Here is a 20,207-nt window from a genome sequence, read left to right as displayed (position 1 = left end):
ATGAGCCTCCACACGCACCCCCAAAAGGTGGACCAGCGCCTCATGCACCGCCAAAAGGTGGCGTTAAAGTCCCTCCTCCGCCACCAAGGGATGAGCCTCCACACGCACCCCCAAAAGGCGGACCAGCTCCTCATGCACCGCCAAAAGGTGGAGTTAAAGTCCCTCCTCCGCCACCAAGAGATGAGCCTCCACACGCACCCCCAAAAGGCGGACCAGCCCCTCATGCACCGCCAAAAGGTGGAGTTAAAGTCCCTCCTCCGCCACCAAGGGATGAGCCTCCACACGCACCCCCAAAAGGCGGACCAGCCCCTCATGCACCACCAAAAGGTGGCGTTAAAGTCCCTCCTCCGCCACCTGCGGATGTCTCACCTCCACATCCTGCACCTCCAAAGGCAGGACTAAAGCCACCGACTCAACCTGGTCCTCAAGCAGGACCAAAACCACCGGCTCAACCTGGCCCTCAAGCGGGACTAAAACCACCTGCTCAACCTGGCCCTCAAGCGGGGTTAAAACCACCTGCTCAACCTGGTCCTCAAGCGGGATTAAAACCGCCGGCTCAACCAGGCGCACCTGTTCACAGGCCACAACCAACTCCTCCAAAAAAACCATCTGTAGGGCCTACAAAACCAGAAATCACGCAGGAATTGGAAGCGTTCCGTATGCACACAAGGTTAGAACTCAGACATCTAATGGAGCTTCATCTTGAAGCCAAACAACGCATTGTCGAAATTGAAAAGATTATTCAAAAAGAGAAGGAAAAAGCGAAGCAGACCGCACCTGATCAAAAACCCTCAGTTGATAGTAAAAAGCCACCATTTTCTCCCGCAAAGCCAAATCCTGTTCTGCAGGAACAACGCTCAGCTCTTGAAAAAGCAAAACAAGTGCTGAATGATACATTTCAGCAAATCCAAGCTTTGCTTGCTCGCTTTGGCATTGGAACAGAGAAATATATGGCAAAATTAGCGGCTCTGGAGGACAAGCCTTACGATACTCAAAACAGACCATCCCCAGCCCCTTCACCTGAGCCACCCCTCAGAGTGAGACCATCAGCTTCAAACAGAGTCAGCACACAGCCTTCACCTGTCGTCTCACCAGCTCCATCACCAAGACAAAGCCGTGTGAGTCGCGTAAGCCGCCCTCTTATCCCAACGCCACCGAATTTACCTAATCCAAGGAGATCTCGCGTTCAATTAAAGCGTGAAATGGAGCAGTTGGCTGCACAAATTGAAGCAAAACGCAATCAAATGCGTCTTGGTGGAGACACACTCAGAGAAAGCCGTGCCGCCAGATTCAATGCTGCTGAAGCTGCGGGTAAAAAGAAACCAGCCATCAGACCAAGTCTTTTAATGAATACTCTCAATGAGTTAAAGAAAGTCCCTAAACCAGTTGAAAAACAAGGAAAGCCTCTGATCACTCCTGGTCAATTGGCATCCGCACAACAAAGACTTAAAAAACCGCCAGCACGCGCATCTCGCCCCAAAGACCAATTCTTGGGAGCGCTCCAAGCAAAGTCTGTCGACCGCGAGAAGTATGAAGAGCGCATCGTTCAGAAACTCAAAAAAATCTCGACCGTCATGACAGAGGTTCGAGCCCAGCTCTCTGACATAATCGAGCAAAAACGAGGCACTATCTTGAGATCATCGAATGAAAATCACAGATATCTCCTCGAACAGCAGATTCATACTATTGAATCCGCAATGAAGACACTCGAATCGTACGACACGGAACTTCTCCTTTATACGCTGGGTGAAACATCACCAGATGATATGAGTGATCTGAACGATCTGATGATAGCTCTACTGAAATATCAAGGTGAATTGGCTACAGGCTCTGTGCCAGTCAAACCACCAGCCTTGCCTGATCGTTTCAAATCAGCTGAAACAAAAGCACTTGAGGAAGAAAGACTGCAAAAGCAACGTCTGTTAAATCCAACACAACCAACTCATCACTACGTGCCCGGTATGGAGATAGAAGCGGCCAAAAATCAAGCGAAAATAGGCCCTGAGCTTGGAGCTGTTTTGGATGATAAAGACCTTGAGGCAAGAATACAGCAAACGCCAGTTCTGGACAGGATTAAAGATCTGCAACAATCAATCAATGCAGAGCTTGCCAAAAATAAGCTATATCCAGATGCCCAAAATGAAGTCAATGACGATATGAAAAAATTAGCAAAGTTTCGGGATCAACATATCAAAAAACTCTACACACCAGAAGAAATGGCTCTGCTTCAAGACTATATGGATAGTATTGCAAAATATCAGCCAGAAAGCAAAGAGCGCTTAAATTGGTACGCATTCCCGAGACTGCCAGAGGCATTCCATCCGATGGAAAGACATGTTGCTGTTCAAGAAGTTAAAAATGCTCGTAATGAATTAGAAGATATTTTAGCAGAGATTGGCAATCCAGAAGAAACAGCAGAAGATATTTTTGCAGATATCGATGCAATGCTTGGCATTGAAAATGCTGATCCGGCAGAGCAGATTAATCTTGTACAGAGAGCTTCACGAACAGCCATGGAAGATCTCGATGCCTTGCTTAGTGAACTTGGCCCTGTTCCAAGATCTTCACGACTTTCCGTTGCGCGGCCCTCAAGCGCAAGACCATCTTTTTCAGCAATGAACGATCTTGATAACCTTTTAGGTGAACTCGGCGGTGTAGGCGCTACAGTAAGCGGACTGTTAGATGAAGCATCTCATGATGTAAACAAACGTCAGAGCGTTCAACGTGTCAGCAGGCTGTTAGGATCCGTCTCAACAGTCATTAGACAAACCCTATCTAATCCGCGCCTTTCAGCGGCACAACGCCAATCGGTTGGGCGCATTAGCACAGCCATCGATCGCGTATCAAATGAGGTTCTGAATGCTCTTGTAGCCCCTGAAAGTGATCTCCAAATTGGACTCCTTGACAAAATAACAATGCTCCTCAATAAAATTGATCTGATTCAGAATAGAGATGAACTCATTAGCGATTACGAATCAGAGCTAGAGGAACATGCAAGAGATATTGCACATCTTGACCCTGATAATATTGATGATCTTCTCGATATGCATGAAGAAATTGATTTAATTGAAGCCTATATTGACAACGCTCTTCTGTTAGAGGCAGCGCAGACACAGCCAACAGGCACAAGACAAGAGCAATTTGATGCCCTTGAGCAAGTTGTTGATGGTATTGCTGATCCTGCCAAAAGGGCACAAGTCATGGACGCCTACAGAGATGTTGCACAAACCTATCCGTTTTTATCAAATGATGATCAAGAACGTGCACTTTCAGTCATCAGAGAATACATCGTGAATATCGGTGAAGTCGATCCTGATGCACCGCCAAGACTCAAAACACCAGCGGAGCAACTCGCAGCTCTTGAGCATGAAATCAATGCGCTTCCTGATCACGAAGACAAAGAACATCTCGGAAATTTACATCTAGAGATTATGCGCAACATGAATAGAGTAAGCGGCGTTGATGAAGATGATATGCTCGATCAAATTGACTTATTACGAGATCAAATTGAAGAAACGCGTGATAAGATCTTAAACCCAGAGAAATATGCGCCTCAACCAGTGGAAGACGAATCAGATACAGTTCAAGTCGCCCCAAATGCGATGATGAATAAAGTTGACGAACTTACTGCACAATTAGATGATCTAGCCAATAGTCGCAGAGGCAAGCCATCGGGCACTGAAAGACCTTCATTGGCCTCAGAGCCATCAACACAGACTCTTGATAGCCTTCTCAATTCTCTTAAAAGACCATCAACAAGCACAAGACCGTCTGAAGCTGTTGATGAGCCAATAGATCAAGCGCATCTTGAGAAATTTTTACAGAACGTTCGCAATGATATAATGGGAGGACCTGAAGCCGCGGCAGCAATAGAAAAACAGAAAAAAGCGATCATGAGCCTTTATGTCACACCGACGCTCAAATCTATTGAAAAATTGAAATCAAAGAGTAATCCCGTTGCTCTATCACTTGTGAGTGAATTTGAAAAACTTACTGAAGAGCTCAAGAAAGTAATACTTGACCCAACAGGCATCAATAACCCTCAAGAGCTTGAAGATAAACAAAAGGTCTTAAAAAAAACCATCAAGGAACTTGAGAAAAAGTTTGTGGATTTATCAGAACAAATCAATGAGGAAGCAGAAGAAGGGAAAAAACCATTAAGCACCCCTGCAATAGATCAAATGCTTGATAACATACGCCCGACTGAACAGCAAGAACTTGATGCACTGCTGTTCGAAGCATCAGATCTCGTCAAATCAGTTCGTCATAATCCTCAGCCTACTTCTGTAGAAGAACAACTCAGAATCCTAGAAGATTTAGCGAAATCGCTGCCTTCAGGCACAATCACGCTTGATCCAAGAAAAGTAGGTAGAATGGAGAAACCACCTCAAGTCGAGCCAAGCACACCACCAGAAGTTTCAACATCTGAAACCAAAAAATCTCGCTTTAGTGATGAAGAAAGACAGCTTTTGGAAGAGCTCGCAAGCGATCCAGAAGATAGTGAAGTGCCAAGTGGTGAAGTCAGCGAAGATGAAATGGAAGATATCGATAACCTCTTAAAGGATCTCGATAAGAATTAAGACTTGCTATAATGTGGATAAATGAGGAACTTATGTTGGAGGCACGATCCGGAATCGAACCGGACTAAACGGATTTGCAGTCCGCTACATAACCAATCTGCCATCGCGCCATTCATATGTGAAATATGTCCTATATAAATATCGTCTAAAGTCCTTTGCGTCAAGAGAAAAGAAAAAATATTTCGTTTCACTCTTAAATGGAGTACAATGAATCAAACTCATTGACAGGACAACCTCATGCAAAATCATATCTCCGAACATAGCTTTCAAACACAGCGCCTTAACATGATTGAAGGGCAGTTGAAGCCAAATAAAATCATCAGCCCTGCCGTTCTTGAAGCTTTTTCAACAATTGCGCGTGAAAATTTTGTACCTGCAGGCCATAAAAAACAAGCCTATTGCGAATCTAAAATAGCGCTCAGCGCAACCAGACAACTCATGGAGCCCATGAATTTGGCCAAACTCATTCAAGTGGCCAGCCCACAAAAGACTGATAAAGCGCTTGTGATTGGCTCAGCTTCTGGCTATAGCGCTGCCATTCTTGCTCATCTCACAACAGAAGTGCATGCTCTTGAAAATGATAAAGACCTCAGCGCACATGCTACAACAGCGCTTAAAAAAACAGGACTGCACAATATCTGTTTTCATACAGCACCCTTAACTGAAGGCGGCCCAAAACATGGACCTTACGACCTCATTTTAATTGATGGTGCTATTGCTGAACTGCCAGAGACCATCACAAGTCAACTCGGCGAAGGCGCTCGCCTCATCACCCTGTTTCAAAAGAAAAATCAATTCTGCCAAGGAACTCTTTATCAAAAAAATGGTGATAATCTCTCAAGCCTTCCTCTTTTTGAAACAGAGGCCATCATTCTCCCAGGTTTTGAAAAAGCAAAATCATTTTCTTTTGCTGCATAGAAAGTCACAAGATGATCAAAACCATTTCTCCACAAGATTTACATGAGCTTCTTTCAAGCCCTAACAGCGAATATGATTACATTGATGTCCGCTCACCCGCTGAATATGAAGACTTTCACTTACCTGGAACGATCAATATTCCTCTTGACCAACTCGTAGAGAATGTTGGCGAACTCGGACAAGACAAAACATTAATCACCATTTGTGCAAAAGGCATTCGAAGCGCCAAGGCGTCAGAGTTCTTATTAGCAATTGGTTTTGATACATTAAACCTTGAAGGTGGCTTAGATAACTGGCTTTCTGCAGGCATGCAGATTCCAAAATAAATAATTTTGCCTCTGTTAACGAAAAGTCCTTTTTTCATCTGTAAAATTTTTGTAAGCTATGAAGAAGCGAAGCAGTAGAATTTTAAAATGCTGATTGGTATAAGCTCTAAGGATGGTAGAATGGCTGAACAAGCTGCAGAAGTTTTAGATACAGGGAATCAAGAAGAACCTTCGATGGAAGAGATTCTTGCTTCGATCCGTAAAATCATCACAGAAGAAGAGGAAGATCCCGCCGCAGCAACTGCAGAAGGAGCAACCACTCTGGCTGAAGAAGATGTCATTGATCTGACAGAAGGCCAATTGATCTCTCCTGCTGAAGAACAAACCATTGCTGCCGTCACAGAAACGGCTATCAAAGCGCCTGAAATTCCAAACGAACCCGCTGCTGCTACCGCACCAACACCAGAGCCCGTTGCTACTGCACCTATTGCTCCAGAACCAACATCTGTCCCTACGCCAGCACCTGTTGCTACGGCAGTTACTCCTGAGCCAATTGTGGTTCCTGAGATCGCAGCCAAACCAGAGACAAACTCTACAACACCTGCAATTCAAGCAGAAACTGCACCTATTGTCGCACAAAAAAATGACTCCTTAGATGCAGAGATCGATCTCATTGAAGAGCCTCCTCTTCTATCAGAACAATCAGCTGAAGTTGCCGGCAAAGCCTTTCATGATCTGGCTCTCAAAATCAATTTACTTGGCAATAAAGAAAACACGCTCGAAGGCGTTGTGAAAGAACTCTTACGTCCAATGCTCAAAGAATGGCTCGATGAAAATCTACCGCGCATGGTTCTGAAAATGGTCCGCAAAGAGATCGAAAAAATCACACAGTAACACCTCTCCTTTGTCACACAGTGATTCCCTGCTCCCTTCCTTGTCACACCTGCGAAGGTGTACAGACCGGAGACATAGGTAACGAATTGAAAAATTAAACCCCAATCTTCTCATGCCGAACTTATTTCGACATAGATAAGCAACTTTTTACACCACATTTTACAATCCTTTTTCTACCAAAAAATCATGGGCGCTTTGGTACCCTAACTGACGTGATTTTTTGATATATTTGAGGCCCTCCGCCTCATTCATAGGCGCACCTTGGCCTGCAAATAACATGCGGCCAACCATATAATGCGCACTTGCGACATTCTCAATTTCGATCTGACTATTGCGCTCCAAACCATACTCACAAACAAGCTTGTAATATTTGAGAGCCTCAGCTTGATCAACAGAACCGCCTTTACCTTGATAAAAGCAAACTGCCAAACATGCCATTGATGGTGCAAAATTTTGCTCGGCTGCACTCAGATACCACTTGCGCGCCTCAACTAAATCGGCTGGAATGCCTCGATCTCCCTCATAAAGCTCACCTAAATTATGCTGAGCAGGCGCATAACCTTGCTGAGCAGATTTCCGAATCCAAATAAGAGCCTTTTCTAAGTCTCGAGGAATACCGACTCCATTGGCATAAATAAAGCCAATTTCGCTTTGAGCCTCTCTGTCTCCGCGTTCCGCTGCAAGTAAATAATAACGATGAGCCTCCGTTAACACGCCTTTAGATCTAAGAATCTGAGCGAACATCACATATGCATCGACATGCTCTAGGTCTACAGCCTTTTTTAAATAGAGCATTCCTTTTTTTTGATCTTGTTTAACACAATCTCCTTTAAAGTAAATTTCAGCGAGATCCATATAAATAGAAGGATCTTGGGTCTTATCGGCAATTTTCTCGAGCCATCTCAGGTCTTTTTTAGGCTTCAAAACGATTCGGTAATGCCATACCAAAAGATACTGAGCCTCAAGAGAGCCTTTTCTTGCATGGCGTAATAGGTTTTTCTCCGAATCATCACCCTGTAAAAGTTGAGCTTTAATTGCACCTTCAATACGATGCAAAGCCTCTGTTTTTTGTTGATCAATAACAGGATCATAACAAGCAGGATTTCTGGCTGATGCCTTTAATAGCCACAAAATAGCCTGGATATAGCTTCTTTTTACGCCAAGACCACTCTCATACATTTCAGCAATTTTTAAACGAGAGGTGACCTCTCCGAACTGAGATGCACCCTTAAAATGTTTCATTGCTTTCACATAATTTGCACGTTCAAAATGAAGCTCACCCAATTTCAAGTGTGCTCTACTATGATTTTGCGTTGCAGCGGCCCGAAACCATTTTTGAGCAAGCTTATAATCTCTTTCTTCTTCAGGGCAACTATAATATTTATCCGCAAGCTCAAACTGTGCTTCTGCATCACCTGCTTCGGCCTGTTCTAACAAATTTGTCAGTATAAGAGCTTCTCTTTCATGGATCGAGAGTCGTTGAACAGGAACAAGGTCATCAGCACTGCCTGAGCGATTTCTTCTTACCCCCTCTTCTCCTGATACAGAGCGATTATCATTAACCTCTGGGACCAGTGTTGTTTCTGAAGAACTTGAAGAGGTAACATGCATCATAATTTAGACTCCTATATAATTAGTGAAATGGGCAGATTCAGCTTCAATCTAGTATTATCAGAAAATTATTTCAAGGCAATTAAATGAATCACGCCATTCCTTTTTTACGTGCGTAGGATTGGGCCGAGCGATTCCCTTTAGCACTTGCCTGTGCAAGCCATTTTATACCCTCATCTTGACTTTGCCTGACTCCTTTTCCTTCAAAATACATACGCCCTAACACAAATTCAACACTCGATTTTATCTCGAAATCAATCGCTGCTAAATCCTTTTTCCCCACAACATTTATCTGTTTTGCAAGGCTGAATAACAACCTAAAGGCCTCTGAAAAGCTCTGTTTGACTCCCTGCCCGTTATAAAACAGAACAGCTAATTTATATTGAGCAACAATATCAAACTGCTCTGCGGCCTTCGTAAACCAAAAAAAAGCGCGCGTAAAATCTTCTTTAGCGCCAAATTCTCCTGCATACATGCGTCCCAAAATGACTTGTGATTCTACATGATCAGCATGAGCGGCATTTTCATAATAAACCATGGCTTTGCCATAATCTTTCGGAAACCCCAAACCCGCATAATACATCTCAGCTATCGTGAAGGGAACTCTGGAATCTTCTTTGTCAACTTCAGTACCTAGATAACCAATAGCGCGTGTGTAATTTCCTTTTTGATAATAAATCAAACCAAGTTCAACACGGGCGCTCTCGTGTTTCAGGTTTTCTGCTTCTTTAAAGCAGGAGATTGCTTTCCGAACTGATTGCTTACAGCCAATCCCCTTCAAATACCGTCTTCCTAAATCAAAAAACAGATCAGCCTCTTTAAGAGCGTGACCCAGTTTTTTATAACAAGAAAAAGCTTTCTTAGAATTGACTTGCACACCTTCAAATAAACCCATTTCATAAGAAAGGCCAACAAGATATCGCCCGATAGGGATTTTCTGTTTTGCTAAGTCTAAATAGGATTGAAATGAATCGATACCATTGCACATTCTGTCTGCAATTTGACGGCGGATCTTTGTGCAAACATCCCGATACTCATACCTCAGCTCAGGATTTATCCTCATTGCATGCTGGAACCAAAACAGAGCATAAATATCACTTCTATCTGCTCCATCCATATTCTGATAAATTTGCCCGAGTCTTAATGAAGCCATACTCTCGCCCGCAAATGCAGCTTTCTTCAAGAGAGATATAAGCTCTTGCAAATCAGCTTTTGGATTATCTTCATCTAAAAAAGAAGATTCTCTGCTTGAAAGAGAGATTGAATCAGTTTCAATAAGCTCAGACGAACTCGTCCGCCTGTTCATCAGTAAGTCAGTCCCGTCAGAAAAACTGGTATCCGAAGAGCTAGTCGTTTGCGTTGGGGAATAAACCTCTGAATCTGAGTAAGATTGATTCTCTACTGATGACATCTCAATTCCTCTTCCTATTCACAGAAGAATACAACAGAAATCAGCGTTTCTCAATTCTATCATCATGACTTGAGGATAAACCTCAAAATTTAAGGCTCTTTAAATAATTTTTAGCCTGCCGCTGTCCATGAGAGCTTGCTTTTCTAAACCACTTGAGACCTTCATCTTGGTTTTGATTTGTTCCTCTACCTTCAAAATACATTAAGCCCAACACATATTCAAAATGAGCCGTCATTTTAGGATAATCGTCTCTGAACTCATCTGTAATATGACTAGAAAGCCTGAACAAATAGTCGAAAGCTTTTAGTAGATCAATGTCTATGACTCCTTTTCCACTATAATAAAAAATACCTAATTTATAGAGAGCCAAACAGTCGTTTTCTTTTACGGCTTCTTTAAACCAATGTCTTGCCTGACGAAGATTTTCTGGTCCACCGAAATCTCCCGCATACACACATCCCAATTTTGTTTGCGCCTTTACGTGCCCTTTATTTGCAGCATCTTCATAATAAGCAATCGCTTTACTCCTATCTTTTTCAACCCCTAAACCGATAAAATATATATCTCCGAAAGCAAAAAAGACTCTAGGATCATTTTTATCAAGCTCTGTATTCAAATAACCAAGAGCCATTGTCATTCTTTCCTTTTTATTATTAAAATAAATCAGGCCTAATTCAATACGAGCTCGCTCATGCCCTAGCAACTCTGCCTGCTCAAAACAACGAATCGCTTTGTGAACAGATTTTGAACATCCCTCACCACTTACATACCTGCGGCCTAGATCGAAATAAAGATCAGCATGCTGCATTTCTTTGGCATATTCTTCATACCAACGTAAGGCTTTTTGGGGCTTTGGCGGAATGTTAAAAAGCTTTGCCTTATCATAAATAAAAGCTAAAAGATATTGAGCAAGTGGCGTCTTCTGGTTCGCTAATCTGGATAAATATTTTAATGAGCTTTCTCCATCCCAATATTTCGTGGCAATTTCCTGGTAAAGTTCAAGACAAACCTCTGTGCATTCTCTGTCAAGCAAAGGATTAATGCGCATTGTATACTGAAACCAAAATAGAGCATTCACCAAATTCTTGCCCGAGACTTCCATTTGCCTGTAAATGAGCCCGAGCTTCATTGATGCCTGGCTCTCACCTTGCAGAGCTAGATTTTTCAAAAGCCCGATTCCCTTGTTTAAATCAACCATTGGGTTATTTATATCACAACAATCGAACGCAATTTCAAGCTGCGCTCTTCTGTCCGCATAGACAGTCGTACGACTTTCTAAAAGTGTTACACTCTCCACAACCTCAAATGGGTTTGTTCGTTTTTCGACATTCAGATGAGCCTCGACTGGTTGAGCTTCCGATGAAGGATTAGGAGCGCACAGGAAAGTCGGCAGGACGATATAGTCGACAGGAGGACGCTGTGCTGATAAAGATGTTAATGTCATAATTAATTCCTTTTTATAAAAATAAAATAAAAAAGTCAATTAATTATATTAAACACTTTTTTAGTATAAAACACAACAGAAAAACAAACAAATATCAAATAAATACTATTATTTTACCAGCATCTCATTTTTCAAACTCTGACATTCTTCCAAAAATGACAGATTATCTAGATTGCCAAGCGCTTTTGATTTTTCGTAATGCATCAAAGCCTCATCCAGAAAAGCACTTTTGTTATAAATTTTCCCCATAAAATAATATATATCTGCAACCGTTAGCTCAATCAAAGCCCTTGTTCGATCATCTAATGACTTTTCATTTATAGTCGATTCACAGGAGTACAAGACAGACCTCAGGCCTAAATCCAACAAGGTTTGCATTTTTTGGTCTGGTTCTATAAATCCCCTCTCAAAACTCATTCTTGCGAGCAATGCATCCCTTTTTTCTAGATCAAGACGCGCAAGAAAAAATAACCCAGACCTCAGCGCTGCAAGCCTATGGCCCGCAAGACCTGCCTTAAGCCACCAATAGATCATCATATCAATATTATTTTGCTGCCTATAAAGATCTCCTAATCTATATTGCGCCTTTGTATCTCCAAGAGCTGCTGCCTCTTGGATCAGTTGCATCGCTTGAGTTCCATCCTGCTCTGTTCCTTGACCTTTCAAAATCATCTTACCCCGGAGGTAAATCATTTCAGGATTCGTAACCATCGAAAGGCGGCTAAGATGACTGAAGGCTATTCCGTAGTTAGCCTGCCCGCCTATCTTCCGGTAAATCTCGGTCAATCTACGCTGAGCAAATTGCGATCCTACCGCGGCTGCTCGCTCAAAATAAGGAACGGCACTCTCAGGACCAGAGAGTCTGTTCAAATTTTCTGCCAATTGAGTGAGATTAAAAAGATTCTCCTCATCCGGGAAATGGGTAAAATAAGAATGAGCCAATGCAGGAATAACCTCATCTTTTGACTGCCCAAAGTGCACGCCCATCATTAAATGAATATAGGGATGCTTTCTTACCTCAGAGATCTTTTGAAACCACTCAAAACTAATTTCATGCTGCCTAAGACAGGTCATTACAAAAGTAACAAGCACTTTTTCAGGCAACTCTAACTTTTCAAAATCAAACCCTTCAACAAGCAAATCTTTATAATCAACATGAAGCGCATCATTTTGAAATCCTTGAATATAATCAATGAGCAACCACTCTTCCTCACGCTCATCATCAAAAAATTTCAAATAAGTTGTAACGAGCCTCTCTTGAAACTCTTCTTCAGCATCAAACAGAGCATCGACTTCCTCTGCGGCAACAAAAGCAAGTGAATACATATAATGCACCAATGCCAAAAATTCATCACGCTCTACCCCCCAACCCTTATCATACAAAAAGGCGATCTGTTGATGATAGGCGCCATAACCCTGATTCATTAAACGTGTCATGTGAGGAATGATCTCCTCATATGAGGGTGTCATCACTCCCTCTACACAATTCGATAATTTTATACAATCTGGCTCTAATTCAGTCTTAGAACCAGAAGCTTTCATCATTTGAAGTCTCTTACAACTCAACACAAGCATAACATAGGCATCTAAAGCATCAATGCTTCCTTGATCTGCTGATCTTTTATACATATCCAGAGATCGACTTATATCCTCTGCAGACTCAAAATGAGCATAATAATAAGACCCTAACTCATCTTGAGCTTTCCAATCTCCCCCTTCAGCTTTCAGAGTCAGCCCCGTTAAAACAGAAATATCATGCTTATATAAAGAATGTCTCTGTTTCAAAGGCAGAGAGATCAGATCTAAATGATCTGGGTAAGAGTAACCAGCTCTTAATTGAACAACACCTTTTTCAACCAGAATGGATTTTTCTGGCAGCTTTAATGTGCTTAAAATGCGGCCTTCCATGTTCGTTAAATCCATAACGAAGGTGTGATGATTTCTTAAGATCTGTGTCTTTGGATCATAATTTTCTACTCTTGGAAAATGATTTATTAGCCCAGTCATTGAATCTCCCCTTATATAAGTTGAGTAACAACTAACATGTGTCTCAATAAATATCAAATGAAAATTTAGGAATATCTAGAGCCCGTCATTCAGAGCCACCTCATTAAGAGGTGGCGTGGAATCTCATCAGACCAACAATCTATCTCAATGCTCATTTTTAAATTGTAGAGACTCCACGGGCCTTACGGCCCTCTGAGTGACGTATTAGGACAGCGCCAAAATCCAAACGCAACCTAATCCAAATCACCATAAATGACATAGTCATTCTCATAACTATAGTTCAGCATGAGTCTTGCACGCTCTTCTAGCATATCAAGATCAAGTGACTTTGATGACAAGGCAGTCACGCGCCTTTCAAGCTTTTCTCTTTTAAAAACAAGATGATCATGCTCTTGCTCTAAGACTTCAACCTCAGCAAGCCTCTCACGATAATTCAAATAGCCTCTGGGACCCCATAGAGCATAAAAGCCAAAATAGAAAAAGAGGAAAAGACATATAAAAAAGAAAAAACCAAAGGACCCACTGCGCCTGCGTCTATTCATTGACTCAATCTCCCTGATTTTTCTTAGCTCTTACAGAACAGCAGCTGTTCCCAATTCTTCTTCAATGCGAATCAATTGATTATATTTGGCAATCCGATCTGATCTTGCCAATGAACCTGTTTTGATCTGACCACAATTCATGGCAACAGCCAAATCTGCAATGTAATGATCTTCTGTTTCACCTGAACGATGTGACATAATGGTGGAATATCCACTACGATGCGCCATCTCAACCGCAAGCAATGTTTCAGTCAAAGTTCCAATTTGGTTCGGCTTAATCAAAACTGAATTGGCAACGCCGCGTTCAATTCCCATCGCAATCCGATTCGTATTGGTCACAAATAAATCATCGCCGACCAATTGCACATCTTCGCCAAAGGCTTCGGTCATGGCTTGCCAGCCATCCCAATCATCTTCAGCCATTCCATCTTCGATCGACACAATAGGATAAGACTTCAAAAGGCGCTCATAAAAAGCAACCATCTCCTCTGATCCATATGGCTTATTGAGACCTGAAAGGTGATACTTCCCATTCTTGTAAAACTCAGTTGCTGCAACATCGAGCGCTAAAGCAACATCTTCACCTGGCTTATAGCCTGCAGCTTCAATACCCTTCATGATCATATCAAGTGCAGATTCTGTATTGGGCAATGATGGCGCAAAACCACCTTCATCACCAACATTTGTTGAGTAACCTGCTTTTTTCAGTTCAGCTTTTAAAGAGTGAAAGATCTCTGAGCCAACACGCACAGCATCTGTCATACGCTCACATGAAATTGGCATAATCATAAATTCTTGAATATCAATTGGGTTATCTGCATGAGCGCCTCCATTCAGAATATTCATCATCGGCACAGGCAAACGACGAGCTAAGACGCCGCCAATATAACGATAGAGCGGCAATGAAATTGAATCAGCAGCAGCGCGCGCGCAAGCAAGGCTCACACCCAAAATTGCATTTGCACCAAGGCGTGATTTATTTTCTGTGCCATCAAGAGCGCACATCATCTCATCGATCTGATTTTGCTCAAGCGCATTCATGCCAGATAAAAGATCAGCGATTTCACCATTCACAGATTCAACGGCTTTTAAAACGCCTTTACCATGAAATCTCTTTTTATCGCCATCGCGCAATTCAGCAGCTTCATGAGCCCCTGTCGATGCGCCAGAGGGAACCATTGCACGTCCCATTGAGCCATCTTCGGTGACAACTTCAACTTCAACTGTTGGATTGCCTCGACTGTCTAGAACTTCTCGTCCAAACACGCTCATAATATCTGACATTTTACTTCCCCTGATTTTCTTTTTTTATCTTTTGTCTGACACAATCTTATAGAGCATGTGTCACTGAATTGTTAAAGAACGTCCTTACCCAAAGATTTATATAGCCTTTGACATTGTATCCTTGCGACCTGTTTTCATCTCTTTTGAGATCATATCGATCTTGAGGAGCGTTTCAATCAGGTAAGGCATCTCATGAAGTGGGATCATGTTCGGACCGTCACTTGGGGCTTTATCTGGATCTTGGTGAGTTTCAATGAAAACAGCAGCAACCCCAACGGCAACTGCGGCTCTGGCGAGCACTGGCGCAAAGCGTCTTTCTCCACCTGAGCTCGTTCCTTGTCCTCCTGGCTGTTGCACAGAGTGTGTTGCATCAAAAACAACCGGATAACCAAACTCTTCCATAATTGGCAATGAGCGCATATCGGTCACAAGCGTATTGTAGCCGAAACTGCTCCCTCTCTCACAAACCATGACATTCTGATTTCCTGAATCTGCAATCTTTGTAATCACTTGCTGCATGTCCCAAGGCGCTAAAAACTGTCCTTTTTTAACGTTAATGGCTTTGCCTGTTCCAGCTGCTGCTAATAGCAAATCTGTCTGACGGCACAAAAAGGCAGGAATTTGGAGCACATCAACAACTTTTGCCACTTCCGCACATTGATCAGGCAAATGCACGTCTGTCATAATTGGCACATGATGAGATTTTTTCAATTCATCAAAAATATCAAGTGCTTCATCAAGACCAAGACCTCTTGAACTTTTGATAGATGTTCTGTTTGCTTTATCAAAAGATGTCTTATAAATAAAGGGAATGCCAAACTCACTTGTCATCTCAACCAATTTACCCATCATATCATGAGCATGTTGGCGTGATTCAAGCACGCAAGGCCCAGCCATTAGCGCCAATGGCAAATCATTCGCAATTGAGAAGGAACCAACTTTTACACGTTTCATCATGAGAGAATCTCCTATTCTTCGAACTTACTGTTTTGCATGATCAAGAGATGCCTTAATGAAAGATCCAAAGAGTGGATGCACTTCAAAAGGTCTTGATTTTAATTCTGGGTGGAACTGAACCCCAATAAACCATGGATGATCAGAATATTCCATAATTTCAGGCAGAAGTCCATCAGGAGAAAGACCTGAAATCACGAGATTCGGAATATTTAATTTTTTGACTAAATCTAAGTTCACTTCATAACGATGACGATGTCTTTCAAAAATCACATCTTGACCATAGATCTCACGAACCTTACTGCCCTTTAAAAGAGCACATTCATATTGACCCAAACGCATTGTCCCGCCCATATCAGAGTCTTTGGTCCGCTTTTCGATCTTGCCTTCTTTTTCCCATTCTGTCATGAGACCTACGATTGGGTTCACTAGATCATCTTGGAACTCACTTGAATTGGCTGATGGCATATTCCCTAAATTGCGTGCGGCTTCAATAACCGCCATCTGAAGGCCAAAGCAAATACCAAAATAAGGAATCTTATTCTCACGGGCATATTGCGCCACGCGAATCTTTCCATCAGCGCCACGCTCTCCAAACCCACCGGGAACCAAAATACCATCAACGCCCTGGCACATTTCTTTGACATTCTCACGGGTTACTTCTTCAGAATCAATCCATTTGAGCTCTACATGGGCATGATTTTGAATACCGCCATGGCTCAATGCTTCAACCAGAGACTTGTAAGCATCCTTCATCCCAACATATTTACCAACCACACCGATTGTAACTTGATTCCTAGGATTGCTCGTACGATCAACGATCTCATCCCATCTTGCAAAATTTGGCTCTCTGCGAGATTTCATATGGAAATGGCCTAAGACTTGTTCATCAAATCCACGGATATGGTAATTTTTTGGAACCTTGTAAATATTATCCACATCGCGCGCTTCAATCACACGCTCAGGACGCACATTACAGAAAAGAGCAATCTTCTGACGCTCACCTTCTGGAATGGCTCTATCACTGCGGCACAGTAGAATATGTGGTTGAATTCCTAAAGACAATAGCTCTTTGACTGAATGCTGGGTTGGTTTTGTTTTCAGCTCACCGGCTGTTGCAATGTATGGAAGCAATGTTAAGTGGATGAACATTGAGTTTTCATGCCCCACTTCATTGCTAAATTGACGGATCGCTTCTAAGAAAGGAAGGCTTTCAATATCGCCAACTGTTCCGCCTATCTCACAGAGAATAAAGTCTTCATCCGTAATGTCAGAGCGAATAAAGTCTTTAATTTCATCCGTAATATGAGGAATGACCTGAACTGTTGCGCCTAAATACTCACCACGACGTTCTTTTGCAATCACTTCTGCATAAATACGACCTGTTGTGATATTGTCAGATTTACGTGCTGAAACGCCAGTAAAGCGCTCATAGTGCCCTAAATCAAGATCTGTTTCAGCGCCATCGTCTGTTACATAAACTTCACCATGCTGGTAAGGGCTCATGGTTCCCGGATCAACATTCAAGTAGGGATCTAATTTTCTGAGTCTGACTTTAAATCCGCGTTCTTGTAAAACAGCGCCTAACGCTGCTGATGCCAAACCTTTTCCGAGGGAAGATAACACACCACCTGTAATAAAAATATATTTGGGACTATTCGTCATTTTGATAACTCCTCACGCAACTCTAACACTTCATCTTATAAATTCTTTGTGTCAATATATACCAAATCACCCAAAAGGGGAATCTCTTTAAACCAATTTTAACAATAAAATCATTTTTTTCAGAAAGGAGACTTAAGAAAAAACGTCATTGCGAGGAAGCCGAAGGCTGACGTGGCAATCTCATAGCCTTAAAAAGGAGATCGCCACGTCACGACAAGTCGCGCCTCGCGATGACGAACGTGAGTACATCCCACACTCCCTCACCCCTTTTTAGGATCGCTATGGCTTGTCCGGTTCGGCCCGATCTTCTTATAAGCCCCCCATTCCATCGGCTTGATTTTCTTCGCACTTTTCGAAACATCAATTTCCTTTGAGCCAGCCTCCGCTTGAATAGGGGAATCCAAACGCTGTAATAAAAGCGATAATTGATCATCGGTCAATTTCTTTGGCTTTGCTGCCTTTTTAGACGCCGAGAGCGGCTTTGTTGCCGTTGAGGCAAAAGGCTGAATGTGCTTTCCGATAATAGAAGCAAGATAAGGCTCAACCAATTCATGTAACAATCTATGATCGGTTCGCGACCATTCTTCAATCAGGCGCCTTGCTCTTAAGGCATTGCCCTGTGAAAGCTCAAAAGCCTCTTCAATGCGTTCGACTAAATAATAGCTTGCCATTGGCCACCTCTTTATTTTTCTACCACCGTCACTCAGAGGGCTCTCTCATGAGAGCCCGTGGAGTCTCTCAGAGCGAACAAATAAGTGCAGTGTTACTTGATACTTTTGAGAGATTCCACGCCACCTCTTATGGAGGTGGCTCTGAATGACGACTTAAGAAATTTTGCCTTATTATGTTTAATCACTCATTATCCATCATAAAGGTGACATGCCCCATTTTAAACTAAAATGATGAGCGCATCAAAATTAAGCAGGAGGACACGGTTGAGTCAATAAGTTCAATAGAATCCTCGCCTCTTCATGGCCTTGCTCTGCAGCACGCCTTAAATATTTCAGTGCTTTTTCACGATCACGCTCAGTACCATGCCCCTCATCGTATATTCTACCAAGCATAAATTGTGCAGCAGCATGTCCTCTTTTTGCAGCTCTTTTATAAGCAGGCAAAGCATCAGCGTATCGAGGCACTCCATTAAGCACATGTCCCAGACCATGAAACAATATAGATCCTAGGCGATAACTATACTCAGGTGATAATTCAGGATTCAGCGATAAGAAGCGATATTGCAAATAGGCCTTATGATAATTCGGCTCCTCATCCTCTGAGCCTGTGAAATAATATTCAGCCACATGCTCCATCGCAGGCAAATAGTGCTCATCTGCCGCTCTTTCATAAAGCGGCATCACTTTATCAACATCCTCAAGTGTTTCATAAATCTGTGCCATCATCACATAAGCTCTTGGGAAACCCTGATCAGCCGCCATTTGATAAAAGTGGAGGGCTGCATCATACTCTTCAAGCGTCGTAAAAATCTGACCTAAATCAAATTGAGCCCCAGGATTATTATCGCTCTCTGCTATACCTATAAGCCATTCTACTGCTTCTTTCGAGCCTTTACGCGCAGCATTTGCTGTGTGTATATACCCTTGTGCTGGATCAGTTGGAATGCCATCTCCTCTCAAATAACAAAGACCTAAAAGATATTCACCCTTTGCAGACCCCAAATGCGTTGCAATCCGAAAGTTGTGAAACGCTACTTCGAAATCTCTTGTCTCTGGCTCTTCTGTATAAGCAATCATCCCACGGACACGATGAGCTTCTGCTTGCATCTCAAGCGGTAGCCTTGCGTTTCCAATAATCATATTCAAATAAGTCAAAGCCGCAGGCCTATCTTCTAGAATTTCGATTTTAACACCATCAAAATGGAAGAACCCAAAACCGTAGGCTTCAGCGAGAATAAGAGATGCGGTATGCTCTCCGTTTTCTGCAGCCAATCTTAATAAATTAATTCCGAATATATCATGCTCAACATAAAACCCTCGAATCAACAAGACACCCAGTAATAGCTGACCAGCAGGAGGGAGCTCTTTTGCACTTGCCTTCACCTTCAAGAATAAGTCAATCGCATCAGAATTAAATGCCAAAACGCCCTTCTTTAAATAAGTAAAAACCTCTGGATTATGGGGATTTTGATAAAACAGCACCTCAGCAATCGCAAGCTCTGTCAGATAATAATAGCCTAAAAATGATTTCAATACACCAAAAGCAAAGGGATGACCTTTTAATGCTGCTTGTTTAAGCCTTTCAACCCTGAGCGCAGGAATCAAATAATCTTCAAGTGCACCTGAGAAATACAGAGCATCTCTATCACCCTCATCGACCATTTGATTGAGCAATTTAAACGCGCTTGGCATTGCATGAATCGCATCAAGAGTTGATGCGCCATCTATTGTTCGCTCATTCTCGACTCCTTCAAAGATAACTCTCATAAAAGCTTTTGCCTTATCTAAATCTTGATGGGCCTCTTCTGTCAAATAGTCTACAAATGGCAGGACTGCAGCTACTGCACCGATTTGAACTGCTTGGATCAGATGGATTGTGACTTGATCGATGTCCCCTAAGTCTAGGTAGTGTCGACATTCACTTTAGCCACAAATAAATAGCAGATAGAAGAACAAAAGC

14 protein-coding genes and 1 tRNA gene are annotated in these 20,207 nt (G+C 42.4%); 4 read left to right on the top strand and 11 right to left on the bottom strand.

Annotated features, from left to right (window positions below):
• The coding region (locus KBF71_06705; protein ID MBP9878003.1) for a hypothetical protein at positions 1–4,580 on the top strand (4,580 nt) is incomplete at its 5' end.
• Between the two features lie 36 nt (positions 4,581–4,616).
• Here the strand turns inward: KBF71_06705 and KBF71_06700 are convergent.
• Positions 4,617–4,690, bottom strand: a tRNA-Cys gene (locus KBF71_06700).
• 127 nt (positions 4,691–4,817) lie between these two features.
• Here KBF71_06700 and KBF71_06695 point away from each other — a divergent pair.
• From KBF71_06695 to KBF71_06685, 3 genes are all read left to right on the top strand, one after another.
• The gene (locus KBF71_06695) at positions 4,818–5,498 is read left to right on the top strand and encodes a protein-L-isoaspartate O-methyltransferase (protein MBP9878002.1); all 681 of its coding nucleotides are present in this window, start codon (positions 4,818–4,820) and stop codon (positions 5,496–5,498) included.
• Positions 5,499–5,509: 11 nt separating this feature from the next.
• A complete protein-coding gene (locus KBF71_06690) occupies positions 5,510–5,824 on the top strand; it encodes a rhodanese-like domain-containing protein (protein ID MBP9878001.1) in 315 nt (104 codons plus the stop codon).
• Between the two features lie 120 nt (positions 5,825–5,944).
• Entirely contained in the window at positions 5,945–6,658 is a 714-nt protein-coding gene (locus tag KBF71_06685) for a DUF2497 domain-containing protein (GenBank protein ID MBP9878000.1), read from the top strand.
• 159 nt (positions 6,659–6,817) lie between these two features.
• On the opposite strand, the gene KBF71_06680 is transcribed toward KBF71_06685, so the two are convergent.
• From KBF71_06680 to KBF71_06635, 10 genes are all read right to left on the bottom strand, one after another.
• Positions 6,818–8,272 carry an SEL1-like repeat protein gene (locus KBF71_06680; GenBank protein ID MBP9877999.1) on the bottom strand — a complete coding sequence of 485 codons (1,455 nt, stop codon included), beginning with the start codon at positions 8,270–8,272 and terminating at the stop codon, positions 6,818–6,820.
• Positions 8,273–8,360: 88 nt separating this feature from the next.
• Entirely contained in the window at positions 8,361–9,680 is a 1,320-nt protein-coding gene (locus KBF71_06675; GenBank protein MBP9877998.1) for an SEL1-like repeat protein, read from the bottom strand.
• A gap of 82 nt (positions 9,681–9,762) precedes the next feature.
• Positions 9,763–11,124, bottom strand: coding sequence for an SEL1-like repeat protein (locus KBF71_06670; GenBank protein ID MBP9877997.1), 1,362 nt, complete (start codon positions 11,122–11,124; stop codon positions 9,763–9,765).
• A gap of 108 nt (positions 11,125–11,232) precedes the next feature.
• Positions 11,233–13,131, bottom strand: coding sequence for a sel1 repeat family protein (locus KBF71_06665; GenBank protein MBP9877996.1), 1,899 nt, complete (start codon positions 13,129–13,131; stop codon positions 11,233–11,235).
• Between the two features lie 233 nt (positions 13,132–13,364).
• Positions 13,365–13,673, bottom strand: coding sequence for a septum formation initiator family protein (locus KBF71_06660; protein ID MBP9877995.1), 309 nt, complete (start codon positions 13,671–13,673; stop codon positions 13,365–13,367).
• Between the two features lie 30 nt (positions 13,674–13,703).
• Positions 13,704–14,957 carry a phosphopyruvate hydratase gene (gene eno / locus KBF71_06655; GenBank protein MBP9877994.1) on the bottom strand — a complete coding sequence of 418 codons (1,254 nt, stop codon included), beginning with the start codon at positions 14,955–14,957 and terminating at the stop codon, positions 13,704–13,706.
• Positions 14,958–15,053: 96 nt separating this feature from the next.
• Positions 15,054–15,911 carry a 3-deoxy-8-phosphooctulonate synthase gene (kdsA, locus tag KBF71_06650; protein ID MBP9877993.1) on the bottom strand — a complete coding sequence of 286 codons (858 nt, stop codon included), beginning with the start codon at positions 15,909–15,911 and terminating at the stop codon, positions 15,054–15,056.
• Between the two features lie 27 nt (positions 15,912–15,938).
• A complete protein-coding gene (locus KBF71_06645) occupies positions 15,939–17,576 on the bottom strand; it encodes a CTP synthase (GenBank protein MBP9877992.1) in 1,638 nt (545 codons plus the stop codon).
• 260 nt (positions 17,577–17,836) lie between these two features.
• Complete coding sequence (locus KBF71_06640) at positions 17,837–18,247, bottom strand: hypothetical protein (GenBank protein ID MBP9877991.1); 411 nt, start codon at positions 18,245–18,247, stop codon at positions 17,837–17,839.
• A 246-nt stretch (positions 18,248–18,493) separates the two neighbouring features.
• Positions 18,494–20,014 (bottom strand): sel1 repeat family protein, encoded by a 1,521-nt coding sequence (locus KBF71_06635; GenBank protein MBP9877990.1) that lies wholly within the window; start codon positions 20,012–20,014, stop codon positions 18,494–18,496.
• Between the last annotated feature and the right edge of the window lie 193 nt (positions 20,015–20,207).

This window comes from Alphaproteobacteria bacterium (assembly GCA_018063245.1).
Classification (GTDB): domain Bacteria; phylum Pseudomonadota; class Alphaproteobacteria; order JAGPBS01; family JAGPBS01; genus JAGPBS01.
This window is presented reverse-complemented; position numbering and strand designations above follow the sequence as displayed.

What these genes read in the sequence shown, in the direction of transcription:
- KBF71_06695 (MBP9878002.1), top strand. Translation starts at nt 4,818, where the DNA reads ATGCAAAATCATATCTCCGAACATAGCTTTCAAACACAGCGCCTTAAC.
- KBF71_06690 (MBP9878001.1), top strand. Translation starts at nt 5,510, where the DNA reads ATGATCAAAACCATTTCTCCACAAGATTTACATGAGCTTCTTTCAAGC.
- KBF71_06685 (MBP9878000.1), top strand. Translation starts at nt 5,945, where the DNA reads ATGGCTGAACAAGCTGCAGAAGTTTTAGATACAGGGAATCAAGAAGAA.
- KBF71_06680 (MBP9877999.1), bottom strand. Translation starts at nt 8,272, where the DNA reads ATGATGCATGTTACCTCTTCAAGTTCTTCAGAAACAACACTGGTCCCA.
- KBF71_06675 (MBP9877998.1), bottom strand. Translation starts at nt 9,680, where the DNA reads ATGTCATCAGTAGAGAATCAATCTTACTCAGATTCAGAGGTTTATTCC.
- KBF71_06670 (MBP9877997.1), bottom strand. Translation starts at nt 11,124, where the DNA reads ATGACATTAACATCTTTATCAGCACAGCGTCCTCCTGTCGACTATATC.
- KBF71_06665 (MBP9877996.1), bottom strand. Translation starts at nt 13,131, where the DNA reads ATGACTGGGCTAATAAATCATTTTCCAAGAGTAGAAAATTATGATCCA.
- KBF71_06660 (MBP9877995.1), bottom strand. Translation starts at nt 13,673, where the DNA reads ATGAATAGACGCAGGCGCAGTGGGTCCTTTGGTTTTTTCTTTTTTATA.
- eno (MBP9877994.1), bottom strand. Translation starts at nt 14,957, where the DNA reads ATGTCAGATATTATGAGCGTGTTTGGACGAGAAGTTCTAGACAGTCGA.
- kdsA (MBP9877993.1), bottom strand. Translation starts at nt 15,911, where the DNA reads ATGAAACGTGTAAAAGTTGGTTCCTTCTCAATTGCGAATGATTTGCCA.
- KBF71_06645 (MBP9877992.1), bottom strand. Translation starts at nt 17,576, where the DNA reads ATGACGAATAGTCCCAAATATATTTTTATTACAGGTGGTGTGTTATCT.
- KBF71_06640 (MBP9877991.1), bottom strand. Translation starts at nt 18,247, where the DNA reads ATGGCAAGCTATTATTTAGTCGAACGCATTGAAGAGGCTTTTGAGCTT.
- KBF71_06635 (MBP9877990.1), bottom strand. Translation starts at nt 20,014, where the DNA reads ATGAGAGTTATCTTTGAAGGAGTCGAGAATGAGCGAACAATAGATGGC.